At 47.0% G+C, this 13,210-nt stretch carries 11 protein-coding genes; 6 read left to right on the top strand and 5 right to left on the bottom strand.

Going from position 1 to position 13,210, the window contains the following annotated elements; all coding sequences use genetic code 11:
- Positions 1-105 precede the first annotated feature (105 nt).
- Positions 106-1,062 carry a sugar-binding transcriptional regulator gene (locus QP794_RS06530; RefSeq protein ID WP_285075466.1) on the bottom strand — a complete coding sequence of 319 codons (957 nt, stop codon included), beginning with the start codon at positions 1,060-1,062 and terminating at the stop codon, positions 106-108.
- Between the two features lie 216 nt (positions 1,063-1,278).
- On the opposite strand from QP794_RS06530, the gene QP794_RS06525 reads away from it, so the two are divergent.
- From QP794_RS06525 to QP794_RS06500, 6 genes are all read left to right on the top strand, one after another.
- A complete protein-coding gene (locus QP794_RS06525) occupies positions 1,279-2,013 on the top strand; it encodes an MBL fold metallo-hydrolase (RefSeq protein WP_285075465.1) in 735 nt (244 codons plus the stop codon).
- A gap of 25 nt (positions 2,014-2,038) precedes the next feature.
- Positions 2,039-2,896, top strand: coding sequence for an HAD family hydrolase (locus QP794_RS06520; RefSeq protein WP_285075464.1), 858 nt, complete (start codon positions 2,039-2,041; stop codon positions 2,894-2,896).
- Positions 2,897-3,010: 114 nt separating this feature from the next.
- On the top strand, positions 3,011-4,006 hold the full coding sequence (locus QP794_RS06515) for an ABC transporter substrate-binding protein (protein ID WP_483311884.1): 996 nt from the start codon (positions 3,011-3,013) through the stop codon (positions 4,004-4,006).
- 17 nt (positions 4,007-4,023) lie between these two features.
- Positions 4,024-5,778: an ABC transporter permease gene (locus QP794_RS06510; protein ID WP_483311875.1), complete on the top strand. Its 1,755-nt coding sequence runs from the start codon at positions 4,024-4,026 to the stop codon at positions 5,776-5,778.
- Positions 5,775-6,824, top strand: coding sequence for an ABC transporter ATP-binding protein (locus tag QP794_RS06505; RefSeq protein WP_285075461.1), 1,050 nt, complete (start codon positions 5,775-5,777; stop codon positions 6,822-6,824). The genes QP794_RS06510 and QP794_RS06505 overlap by 4 nt, the downstream gene beginning before the upstream one ends.
- Positions 6,825-6,828: 4 nt before the next feature.
- Positions 6,829-7,608, top strand: a complete 780-nt coding sequence (locus QP794_RS06500; protein WP_285075459.1) for a Cof-type HAD-IIB family hydrolase — start codon at positions 6,829-6,831, stop codon at positions 7,606-7,608.
- A 139-nt stretch (positions 7,609-7,747) separates the two neighbouring features.
- Here the strand turns inward: QP794_RS06500 and xynC are convergent, their stop codons facing one another.
- The 4 genes from xynC to QP794_RS06480 form a co-directional block, all read right to left on the bottom strand.
- Entirely contained in the window at positions 7,748-9,094 is a 1,347-nt protein-coding gene (xynC, locus tag QP794_RS06495) for a glucuronoarabinoxylan endo-1,4-beta-xylanase XynC (protein WP_285075458.1), read from the bottom strand.
- Positions 9,095-9,439: 345 nt separating this feature from the next.
- The gene (locus QP794_RS06490; RefSeq protein ID WP_285075457.1) at positions 9,440-11,941 is read right to left on the bottom strand and encodes an FAD-dependent oxidoreductase; all 2,502 of its coding nucleotides are present in this window, start codon (positions 11,939-11,941) and stop codon (positions 9,440-9,442) included.
- Positions 11,938-12,258, bottom strand: coding sequence for an ArsR/SmtB family transcription factor (locus tag QP794_RS06485; protein ID WP_285075456.1), 321 nt, complete (start codon positions 12,256-12,258; stop codon positions 11,938-11,940). The genes QP794_RS06490 and QP794_RS06485 overlap by 4 nt, the downstream gene beginning before the upstream one ends.
- Positions 12,259-12,441: 183 nt before the next feature.
- Positions 12,442-13,209 carry an alpha/beta hydrolase gene (locus QP794_RS06480; RefSeq protein ID WP_285075454.1) on the bottom strand — a complete coding sequence of 256 codons (768 nt, stop codon included), beginning with the start codon at positions 13,207-13,209 and terminating at the stop codon, positions 12,442-12,444.
- Position 13,210: the final 1 nt, after the last annotated feature.

Here is a 13,210-nt window from a genome sequence, read left to right as displayed (position 1 = left end):
ATAGTAAATTATAAGCGCTAGATGAGGAGTTGGCAGTGTTCTCCTCTTTCCTTAAGGTAAAAAAACGACAGCCAAATAATCGACTGTCGTAGGTTCTTTCTGCACTCATTTCTTTGCATTGGTGAGCTTAATAATATGACTTGCTGTAGATTCATCCGTAATCAGCATATTGATGTACTCTCCGCGTACAGCTGCCAGGATGCAATCAATTTTGTGAAGACCAAATGCCATACCCACCACTGTTTTTGTCTTCTTTAACTGCTCAAGTCCAAGACCAATCACTTTGTGATTGATGGGGTGTTCCGTAACCGTGCCTTCACGGGTGATAAAAACAGAATTAATATCCGCAACCGTATTCAATTCTTCTAACTCAGCTAATACTTGCTCGTTGAGATAACCTGAGCGTTCCATTGTTGACATCGAATACGGATTCCCGATCCCTACCAGTGCGAGGTCGATATTTTCTCCCTCTTGAAGCACGGCCGAGATATTGGGCATGCCGATAATTTGCTCTCGCAGCTCTTCTGTTTCAACGACTGCAGGAGCATACAATGTATCACAGGTCACGCCCAACTTTTTGGATAACTCATAGGCTATTTGGTTTGAATGCATTTCATTTCGATAATTTCCTGTTCCGCCAACGAGTGGAATGATTTTAACATTCTCTTTTTTCTCCAGAGGAAATTCCCGAACCATATGATACAGCGTATTGCCCCAGGAAACACCTACACGATCTCCGTTTTTGATTAATTTCAGAACAAATTGTGCTGCTGCCTTACCCACGGCACTCGATAACAATTCTTTGTTGAGATCCTTGGTTGGAACAACCAACGCCTGCTTCAGATTGAACAGAGCTTCCAGCTCATTCTCCAATTTGGAGACTTCATGATCATCATCGTGAATGACAATTTCAATAATTCCTTCTTCCCGGGCACGCTGGAGCATCTTGGATATGACTGGCCTGGATACACCCAACTTCTCGGCAATCTTCTCCTGTGTCCAGGATTCGTAATAATACATTTTACAGACTCTTACCATATTTTTGCGTTCGTCTATGTTCACATACAAGTCCGCCTTTTAATTTTATAGTTCCATCCGTACATATGTCCCACTATAGAATGGCACTCACAGTCGAGTCAAGCAAGGAAGATATGCCCCAATGGCATTTTACACAAGATTGACATTCGTTTGACACGTAAGTAATAAAGCCTTCTTACAATTGTAACTGAGCGGAACATTTGTAAAGGATGTAGAACAAGACAGACTGAGGTGCAAAAGATGAATGTGAAAATTTTGGGTTACTGGGGGGGATATCCCGCCGCAGGAGGAGCCACTGCGGGTTACCTTGTAACCACAGATGAAGGACAAATTTTGCTGGACTGTGGCAGTGGCGTCATGAGCAAGCTTCCCTCCGAGACAGGTGTCGAGGCACTATCTGGTGTTATTCTGTCTCACTTACACCATGATCATATTGCAGATCTTGGTGTGCTCCAATATGCTGCTGCTGGCGCCATTCGCAATGGACGTATGTCGCATAAACTGAAGCTGTATGCTCCGGATAATCCAGTTGAGCTCCTGAGTGGTTTGCGTGGTGAGCATACCGAGGTCATTACCATTGATCCTTCAACCACGATTCGACTAGCAGGTGCAGAGATTGAATTTGTACAGGTGCAGCATACCATTACGTGTTATGCCGTCAAGATCACATATAAAGGCAAGGTGCTGGTGTATTCCGGAGATACCTCCTATTGTGATTCTCTTATCGAACTTGCACGGGATGCTGACATTTTTTTATGCGAGGCTACCATCTGTGAAGGCAGTGTGCATACCACCGGCCAGGGACATATGGATGCAATTGAGGCAGGCATGATTGCTGGACAAGCCAATGTAAAACAGCTCGTTCTGGTTCATCTTCCCGGGGATGGCAATCTCGAGTTGATGCGACATGAAGCAAGTCGTTCCTATGGGGGGCTTGTGGATATACCCGAGCCACTGCGAATGTATACCGTGTAAGCTATTTAACCGGGGGGATCTTCTCATGTACAAATTGTTGGCCCTTGATCTGGACGGCACGATGCTGAATCCGGACAAAGTAATAACCCCCATGACACGAAGCTCCATCAAGCAACTCATGTCAGGGAATGTGAATGTCACCATTGCATCCGGCCGATTTCCCGCTTCCGTATGGCTTCATGCCCGGGAAGTCTCCATGACTTTCCCACTGGTTGCACTTAACGGAGCGGTGACCGTAGATCCGGTGACAGGTGAAATGCTTGAAGGTGTTCCACTGAAAACGGAAGATATTCTGCTTATGTTGGATGTCATCCAGCAAGAAGGAGCCTACATTCATTTCTATGGGTACAATGTGCTCTATGTTCAGGAAATCAATGATATCAACAGGAATTGGGCCTTGAACAATGTCGTCATCCGACCCGAATTAGAAGGATCGGAAGAACGGTACAAGGATCAGGCTGATCTTATTCAATTGGTCGAGGTCGGACAGGATTTCAGAACCTTTGTACGCAATATGCCGAACACGCTCTACAAAGCAGCTGTCATCTGTAAGGACCATGCCTCACGCGAGAAACTGTTTCATACCCTTGGCGGGTTAGGATTGTTTGAATGCACGCGAACTGGAAGTTTGCGATTCGATGTCAACTCCGCTGGAATTAGTAAACGTGAAGCCTTGGAGAGATTGTGCCTCGCACACGATATCAAACCTCAGCAGGTTGCGGCTGCCGGGGATTATGATAATGATCTGGATATGTTGCAATGGGCAGGAATCGGTATTGCCATGGGCAATGCTGAGCCTCATGTGAAGGAAGTAGCGGATATAGTTACGGGCAGCAACATCGAAGACGGTGTGGCACAGGCCATCCACAATTACTTGCTCTAATCGATTCTCATTTCTGAAATAGTATGACTTACTGAACGATAAGATAGACACCCAAAGGAGAGATTATCTGTGATTCCATTTAAAAAGACGTTACTACTGCCCCTGCTGGCAGGCATGATTGTGTTCAGTGGTTGTGCCGCTCAGGGACAAGCCACTCCAGATCAAGGCAATTCAGGCGCAGCTTCAAATTCGGTATCAGGGAAGCTATCCTTCTATACCTCACAGCCTGAAGAGGATGCAGGCAAACTGGTCAATGCTTTTAACCAAAAATATCCCGATGTTCAGGTTAGCATCTTCCGTTCTGGAACGGAGGAAGTCACAGCCAAAATTCAGGCAGAGCGCCAGGCCGGCAAAACTCAGGCGGATGTACTCCTGCTGGCGGATGCAGTTACCTTTGAAAATCTGAAAACCGATAATCTTCTGCTCGCTTACAAGTCACCAGAATTAAGTCAGATTCCGACAGATCTTGTTGATCCGGATGGCATGTACGCTGGTACGAAGGTGATGGCAACGGTACTGGCTACCAATACCCAAAAAGTCACAGCACAACCAACTTCCTGGCAAGTGCTGACTATGCCTGAGAGCAAAAATGCAAGTATCATGCCGAGTCCTCTATACTCTGGCGCGGCCGCTTACAACATTGGTGTCTTCAGCCGTACAGATGGATTCGGATGGGATTTTCTGCAGGAGTCCAAGATGAATGGTATGTCCGTCATTAAAGGTAACGGTGCCGTAATAAAAGCTGTAGCCAGCGGTGAAAAATCGTATGGGGTCGTTGTTGATTACCTCGTGGCCCGAGAAAAAGCGAAAGGTTCTCCGGTTGAACTGATCTATCCGGAAGAAGGTGTTCCGATCATCACTGAACCGATTGGGATCATGAAAGAAGCTGCCAATGTTCCTGCTGCCCAGGCTTTTGTGGATTTTGTTCTCTCTGAAGATGGCCAGAAGCTGTCAGCCGAGATCGGATACTCCCCTATTCGTGAAGGCATTGCTCCACCTGAAGGACTTAAAGGTGTATCGGAAATGAAGATTTTGCCTGGCGATGCAGCCAAGCTTGCAGCTGATCGTGAAACAGACAAACAGCAATTCATTAATGTGTTTGGCGAGTAAGGATTGGAGCTGTTCTTATGGAGAAAGTGAAAACAAATAGAATGGTTCTGCGGGGACAAGCAAAAGGGCGCAAGCCCTTTTCCTCCCTCTCCGACCTGTTACGTTGGAATCGACTTGCAGCCCTGTTGGGTGCAGCAGCCGTACTGATATTTTTTGTATACCCCATCCTGAAGCTGGTTCTTCTCAGTTTTCAAGGCGAGCAAGGTTTAACGCTATCTCACTATAGCGAATTACTGCAACAGGACCGTTTTTGGTCCACATTACGCAATACCGTATTTATCGTTACCGGTTCTACTGTGCTCTCTCTGGTGCTCGGAACAGCACTGGCCTGGATCGTTGCCTACACGGATATCCGGAATAAGTCCGCCCTGCATATGGGGATTTTACTTTGTTTTATTCTACCCTCCTATGTTCTTACGTTGTCCTGGTCTTCTTTTACCGGATCACAGGGATGGCTTGCGGGTGTACTGCAATGGATTCATCCCGGACTCGCCCCATGGAGTATGTACAGTTTAGGTGGAATTGTATTTGTTATGGGTATTCATCATTTTCCGCTGGTGTACATGTTCACACTGGATGTACTGCGCAAAATCCCGCGTGATCTGGAATGGGCGGCAAGAGCTGGAGGTGCCGGAAGGATGGAAGTTTTCCGTCGCATTACATTGCCACTTGCCCTGCCGGGCCTGACGGCTGGAGGATTGCTTGTATTTCTGGCTTCGCTGGACAATTTCGGCATACCGGCCTTTCTCGGCACACCTGTAAACATTTCAGTTCTCAGCACGCTTATATATGAAGAAATTATCGGGTTTGGACCTTCGGCATTCGCCCGTGGTGCATCCTTATCTGTGCTGCTCGGTGCAGCTGCGGTAGTCGGAAGTCTATTGCAATGGATGCTTTTGCGCAAAAATCATGCTTCCGACACGATGCAGCCCGATCTGGCCCCCAGATATGCTTTGGGTCGCATGCGGAAGCCATTAACATTGGCTATATGGTCGGGTCTCTTGCTGATTACTATTGTACCATTGTCTTCCATGTTCTCGATGTCTTTCAAAAGAGCCTATGGGCTCGGTCTTACACGTGCCAATATGACTTTAGACAATTACAGATATATTCTCTTTGAGAATGAGCGTGTGTGGCAGGCGATCCAGAACAGTCTTGTCCTCGCCCTCGTCACGATGCTCGCTTGTCTGATTATAGGCTCAGGATTTGCGTATATACGGGTACGTAAGCCTAATCGATTCAATAAAATGGCCGAGCTGGCCACTGCCGTACCCTACACCTTACCTGGTATCGTGTTCGCCCTGTCCATGATTCTGGTATGGATGGAGCCGATCCCTGGCTGGAACCCTGGCATATATGGGACGATGACCATTTTGTTTATCGCATATATCTGTCGATTTCTTATTCTTCAGATTCGTTCAAGTGTCACTTCATTCATGCAGCTGGATTCATCGATGGAGGAGGCTGCACGGATCTCCGGGGCCGGTTTCTGGCGCAAGTGGACGGCAGTTTTGCTGCCATTATTACTGCCGGGTATTCTGACAGGAGGCATGTTGGTCTTCCTGACTGCCCTGACCGAGCTTACCGTATCGGCACTGTTGTATTCTTCAGGTTCACAGACTATTGATGTCACCATATTTAGTTTTGAGCAAGCAGGGGATACCCTCTATTCAACCGCATTGTCCAGTCTGATTGTCGCACTTATTGCGGCAGGAGGAGTAATTTTGCTCATTGCTCAGCGATGGGCTGCACGTAAGGGAGTGAAGTCATGAGTATCCAGATCAAACAGGTTAGCAAGTCCTTCGGCAGTTTCCAGGCACTTCATTCCATCGACTTAACGATTAAGGATGGAGAATTCGTAGCGATCCTTGGACCGTCAGGTTGTGGGAAAACTACATTACTGCGCATTCTTGCCGGATTCGAGCAGCCGAGCAGCGGCGAGGTTCTCATGGATGACCTGGTGGTTGCAGGCTCAGGGACATTGCTCCCCCCGGAAAAACGAAGAATCGGCATGGTATTCCAGTCCTTTGCACTGTGGCCGCATATGAATGTGGCTGAGCACATCCGCTTCCCCATACGGACACACAAATCAACACCTTCTCATATTAAAAATAACGAACAGAACCGGATCCATGAAGTTCTGAATATGTCGGGACTTTCACATCTGGCAGACCGCATGCCGCATGAGCTGTCCGGGGGACAAAAACAACGCGTCGCTATCGCACGGGCCATCGCTCCCCAGCCTTCACTGCTGCTGATGGATGAACCTCTCAGCAGTCTGGATGCCATGCTTCGCATGGATATGCGACGTGAGATTCAACAGGTACATCGAAATACCGAATCGGCTGTAGTCTACGTTACGCATGATCAAGGCGAAGCCCTTGCTATGGCTGACCGCATCATCGTTATGAAGGATGGACGGATTGAGCAGGCTGGAACGCCACAGGAGATCTATTTGCGGCCGGAGACCGAATTCGTAGCGAGATTCGTATCGAAATCCAATTTGGTCACAGGTCACTGGGATGCGGATGTCTTCATGCCTAAGGGCAGCACGAATATTTCTTGGCCTGGCAAGCAGGTTGCGAACTATTTCAAATCACACGGCTTATATCCCGTCAGGCCGGATCAGTTCCAGCTGCAGCCTTCAGGCAAAGCGGGGATATCGGGTGAGATTGTCAATGTCCAGTTTCAAGGGAAGGAATTTCACTATGACATCCGCAGCGATGACACACGTTGGGAAGTCATCTCTCCCCTTCCGTTCTCCCTGAACGACCAAGTGAGTCTGAGTCTTTCTTCCGTCAGCGGCGAAGGAGTGTGACGTTTTGATTCAAACCAAGAAACTGATTTTCTTTGACATCGATGGTACTCTTCTGGATCGTCATAATCGGATTCCCGCTTCCGCTAAGCAAGCCGTTCAGGCGTTAAAAGAAGCCGGTCATACAGTAGCTTTGGCTTCAGGACGATCTCCGTTCATGTTGGAACAGGTTCGCCTTGAACTTGGACTGGCATCTTATGTTAGCTTCAATGGACAATATGTGATTCATCACGGGGAACTCATTCACAGCAATCCCATCCGCTCGGATGCTTTGAATCAACTGTCTGCATTCGCTGGCTTATCCGGACATCCACTTATCTATCTTGATCATTCGCAAATGAGCTGCAGTCAGGATTATCACCCCCATGTAGACCTTTGCCTAACTTCGCTTGGCGTGACCCACCCTGGGGTTAATCAGCAATTCTGCAAAAACAGACTTATCTATCAGACGATGCTGTTCTGTTCAACAGAAGAGGAATCGTCCTACCGCGAAAGGTTTCGTGATCTCCACTTTGTCCGCTGGCATCCGTTCTCCATGGATGTTCTGCCTGCGGGGGGCTCCAAAGCGGAAGGTGTTTCCAAACTCGCTGCCCGAATCGGATTTCCCCCTGAAGATGTGTATGCCTTCGGTGACAACTTCAATGATATGGAGATGTTTCGCTATGCAGGCTGTAGCATTGCCATGGGCAACGCCCCGTATCCTCTGCAACAAATAGCTTCCCATGTGACGACCCATGCAGAGCAAGACGGGATTTGGCTTGGTCTGAAATGGGCTGGATTATTATAGAAGGAACAGTCACCTCCCCGTTATAAGTTACACCAGTCATAACGAAAAAAAAGGCGCTCCCGGTAATCCAGGAACGTCTTTTTTTCTTGAATGAATTGGCCTTAAATGCAGCAGGCTGTTCCTTTAACGTTGAATGATTTCAATTGCCTGCTGCCTGATTAGGAACCGTCTCGACCTCATAGGTACTATCGTTGGAAACACTCGAAACACCTGTCAAACTGGCAACGAAGGTTGTAACACTCTGTGGTGGCAGCGTGGCTGTAAAAGCACCACTGGATACACTAATGGGTGATCCTGCCTGCAGGTTTCTGCTGACGTCCGTGACCCAGGAGGAAACTGTCGAAGCATTGCCGTTTTGCAAAACAAACCTTTGACTTGCTGCCGAGGTACCTCTGTTGATTGCAACGATAACGACCTTGTTATCTCCTTTGTAAGCTGAGGTATATGTGTTCGTATCCGGATTTTTGGTTGCGTCAACCCTAACATAACTTGGACGAATGAATTTGGAGAAATGAGCCATATTGTAACCGCGCTTGCTAATCGTGCCGTCCTCTTTCATCGGACCGTACTGCCTGCGGATATACCACCAGACATAAGCCTGAAAATCTGCTTCTACCATAGCATGGTGCATATGATAAGAGACGTCGAGCGCTTCTGGCCAGAGGTCAGCCGAATTATTGTTGCTGTTTGGATAATAAACTTCAGTCATCCAAAGTTCTTTCCCTGCGCCTTTCTGTTTGAACAATGGATAAGGGAAGTTGCTGAACTGTGTTCCATACGTATGGGCACCGAGAATATCCATATTGGCAAGAGCCTGCGGGTCATTCAATATCGGATCAGACATATTTTTTAAATATTGGAACGACTCGGGTGCCATCACTTTGGTGTTGTTAATTGATCCGGCATTTTCTTTCATAAACCGAAGCATCTCTTCAGGCGTCCACCAAGTCCAATCATGTGCATAATCCGGCTCGTTTTGTACGGAAATCGCATACAGATTTACACCATTATTTTTCATATAGGTTACAAAATCATTCAGGTGCTGCGCATATGCGGCATATTTGTCGTATTTGAGTCGTTTGGCATTTGTATCCCCGTTGCGATTAAAGGTTTCAATCATGTCACTGGGCGGATTCCATGGTGAAGCAAATACGAGAGCGCCCTGCTCAATCGCACGTTTGGCTGTGGGGACTTCGCGAGACCAGTTATTCCGATCCGGGTCGACATAGATTCGCAGTATAGAGAAGCCAAGTTGATTCTGACCGTTACCAAAAGCGGTTTCCCGTTGCGCCGCTGTAAGATCTCCGATCCAGGCAGGATGATTGATCCCTCCAAAGCCCCGTATAATTTGTTTTTCTGCCGACAGATTAATCGTTACATCACTGGCTGCGGACACCTTCGCTGGAGTTTGTGCCGTGATCATAACTGGCAGAGCAGTCAAGCAGGCAAGTATTACGCTAATCGTTTTTTTGAAACGTACACTCATTAACCTCATCCTCCTCTTCAAATAAAGAATCCTGTACATTGTACTAACCCATGAGAAACTAACTGGAAAGCGCTTACTATATGGACTGAATCATGGCGGGTTTATTACATAATAAGGTAATTAAGGTACATTTTCATTGCATATTCCGTTCCGTTTATTGCGTGAAAGGACAAGAAGGTTCATTCATGAACAACAAGAGCGAAGTTTGGTTTGTAAAGAAAAAGTATATAAAGAAAAAGCCACTACATTAGTGGCTTTCATCGAAAAACGTACAGACTCAAATAGATAATTTTTTATAAGATTAAGATGTTCAGGTTGTAACAGAGATCCGATTAATATCGATTTTTATATAAACAGGTTATGATTTGCCTGAGCCGCTTGTCCCAAATAATAACCCACGCCACCAATGGTAACCTGATCCATTATTTCTTCACGTTGAATGCCCATTAAATCCATGGACATCTGGCAAGCCACCATCTCAACGCCTTGCTCTGCTGCGGTCTGTATCAGTTCCTCCAGAGAAGCAACATTGTTATTTTTCATAAGACCGCGGATCATTTTTGGCCCGATTCCCAGCATGTTCATTTTGGACATACCCAGCTTGCGGCTGCTGCTTGGCAGCATCATGTTAAACATTCGGCCTATCCCTGTTTTGGATACAGGTTGTGGCTCATGCTTGCGGATGATATTCAATCCCCAGAAGGTAAAAAACATCGTTACTTTTCGTCCGCTTGCCGCTGCCCCATTCGCAATAATAAATGACGCAATGGCTTTATCCAGATCGCCGCTGAAAACAACCAACGTACTGGCAGGCTCAGCTTCAGGAGTTTGCTTAGCTGAGGATACGGGTTGGGCTGTGTTCTTGGCAAGTACTGCCTCAATAATGCTCCCCTTCCCACGTTCCAACTGTAGAAGTGTGGAGCCTGACATGGTTGCCCATGCCTTGACGTCTTCATAAAATCCCGGATCGGAAGCTTTTACGCGCAGGGTCTGTCCGTCTGTCAGTTGATCCATTTTTTGCTTGACCTGGATTAGCGGACCTGGACAACTTAAACCGCATACGTTCAGTTCGTTATCAATAAGCAAAGGTTGCATTAACGACGGCTGGGTCGGCTCCAATCCAGTTTCTTTGGTAGCTGGCAGTTGTTCGACAGAACGCTGACCGTTTGTATTATCATGACTTTCTGTGAAAAATGGTGTGGGTATAAATTGCGCTTGACGGTATGTTTTATAGCCTCCACTCAGGTTTTTCACTTTAAAGCCATGCTGTCGTAAAATTTGCGAAGCTGTATATCCGCGCAAGCCGACCTGACAGTAGACCCAGATTTCTTTGGAGGAATCCAATTCATGAATACGCTGACGAAGCTCATCCACTGAAATATTTAATGAACCCAGAATGTTCCCATTACGATACTCCAGTTCGCTGCGCACATCGAGCAATATAGACTGTTCGGGTTCGCGTGCAGACAACTGATCATAGGTGAACGTGTCTACCCGCCCAGTCACGATATTTTCTGCTGCATATCCAGCCATGTTAACTGGATCTTTCGCAGAGGAATATGGCGGTGCATAACTCAGCTCAAGCTCAGCCAGATCGCTGATTTGACCGCCAAAATGTATGGCTACCGCAATGTCATCTATTCGTTTATCCACTCCGTCATAACCGACGGCCTGAGCGCCAAGAATTTTACCATCCGGTGCAAACAGCAGCTTGAGAGTGATCGCGCTGGAACCTGGATAATACGAGGCGTGAGAGCCAGGGTGTACGATAACCGTGCGATAATCAATTCCGAGACGTTTTAGTGTTTTTTCATTACTGCCGGTTGAGGCACCGGTCATTCCAAATACTTTAATAATGGACGTCCCTTGTGTTCCTTTGTACGTTGAATGTAATCCCGCAATCCGATCGGCAACAATTCGTCCCTGCTTATTGGCAGGTCCAGCCAGCGGAATCACAGTCTTCGTTCCATGAATATAATCATTTACTTCAATGGCATCACCAACTGCATAGATATGCGGCACACTGCTCTCCAGCGCTTCGTTGACCATAATATGTCCACGTGCACCCAGGGAAACACCGCTATGTTGCAGAAAAGCAGTGTCCGGAGCTACGCCTATTGCCAGAATGACCAGATCAGCGGCAAGAACCCGACCATCGGCAAGCTCCACACCAATCCCTTGTTCACGTGATTGGAAACCCTGGACACGCTGTGAAAATAGCAGCTTAACGCCATGCTGCTCCATTTCCTGTCCCAGTGCCGCTGCCAGCTCGGGATCAAATGGGGTGAGCAGCTGTCCGTTACCCTCGACCAGTGTGACGTCCAGTCCTGCTTCTTTTAAATTTTCCGCCATTTCAACACCGATAAATCCACCACCAATAACGATTGCAGAAGCGTTGTTATCTGAATTCACCTGCTCTTTGATGCGGTCAATATCCGGTATGCTGCGAACGGTGAAAATAAGCGGGTTGTCCTTCCCCGGCAGATCAGGAATAATAGGCCGTGCACCTGGTGACAAAATTAGCTCGTCGTAGCTTTCTTCATATTGTCCGCGCTCATGGCTCTGTACCTGAACGGTTCGATTGTGCGGATTAATCGCGATGACTTCACTCTTCGTACGTACATCGATTCGAAAACGATCAGCCATTCCTTTAGGTGTTTGTACCAGCAGACGATCGCGCTCAGCGATCGTGCCTCCAATATAATAAGGTAACCCACAATTGGCAAATGAAATATAGGGTCCTTTCTCAAATATAATGATTTCGGCGTGTTCATCCAGGCGGCGCAGGCGAGCAGCAGCAGATGCTCCCCCTGCTACGCCACCAACAATCAATACTTTTTTGCTCATGATTCACAATCGTCCTCTCCAAAAAGAATAGGTATAATCTGTTCAATCCGTTGATCCGCAAGCACGTAATTCACTTCAAGGCCATTGCGCTCAGTGGCGACAATACCTGCACTGCGCAGCTTCTGCAAATGCTGAGATACGGTTGATTGCGGCAGATCAAGACACTCCTGCATATATGAAACGTTACATTTCTTTTTGCGCATCAGCCCACGTACAATGCACAAACGAATGGGATGAGATAAAGCTTTCAGCAGATTAGCAGGTTCGTCGAACTGCTTAAGATCACTACTATCAAAGGCAGGTGTATACAAACTCATTCCTCCTAAAACGTTATATTACAATATTACGATATAGTGATGTAGATGTCAAATGGCAAACCTAATCAGGATTCGGATCACCTGATTCCCGAATGGTCAGACAACAAAAAAAACGGTTTGACAGGATAAAGTCTAACCGTTTAAATCAGGTTTCACTAAGTTAAGTGATCCAAGAGATCCAAATCAAATTTTAAAAAGCAATTGGGAAAATTGATACAGTCCATTCTTCCATACTGGCCAATCATGCCCACCTTGTTCCTCATTCCAAATATGAGAAATGCCGTGTTGTGCCAAATAAGCATGCATTTGATCACTGATATGTTTGAGGTTATCCTGATCACCACAGGACAGCCAAAGTTTTCTCACAAGCCCGGTAATCTCACTCGGATTAGGAATGAGCACTTCCGGAGCACGTGTGTTTGGGGCAGCGGAAAAGGCTCCAATCCATGCAAATCGATCGAGATTACCCCATCCGATATTTAAGGATTGACCACCGCCCATCGATAAACCGGCAATCCCGCGGTTTTCCCGATTGATCCACACCGGGTAATTCTCTTCAATATAAGGAATTAAATCGTCAAGCAGGTCGGATTCAAATCTCTCGAACGCTTGAATTTTATCCGGAGCAAACAGATCCCCCTCTGCTCGATCATTCGGCATCGCGCGGCCATTGGGGAAAACGACAATCATCGGCTCAAGTTTGCCCTCGTCGTACAGATTATCGAGAATGACCTGAGGAGTGCCATGATTGTACCACTCGGTTTCATCCCCGCCTATGCCATGTAAAAGATAAAGGACGTTATACGTATTATCCGAAGAAAATCCGGGAGGCGTATACACCATTACCTTGCGCGAATTCCCCACCGTGGTCGAGGGATATTCCACCGTCTCAATGATCCCGCGCGGTATGCCCTCCCTATACTGGTCGTATCCTTTTGGTGCTGCGATCATC

Source organism: Paenibacillus sp. UMB7766-LJ446 (assembly GCF_030226665.1).
Taxonomy (GTDB): domain Bacteria; phylum Bacillota; class Bacilli; order Paenibacillales; family Paenibacillaceae; genus Paenibacillus; species Paenibacillus vandeheii.
This window is presented reverse-complemented; position numbering and strand designations above follow the sequence as displayed.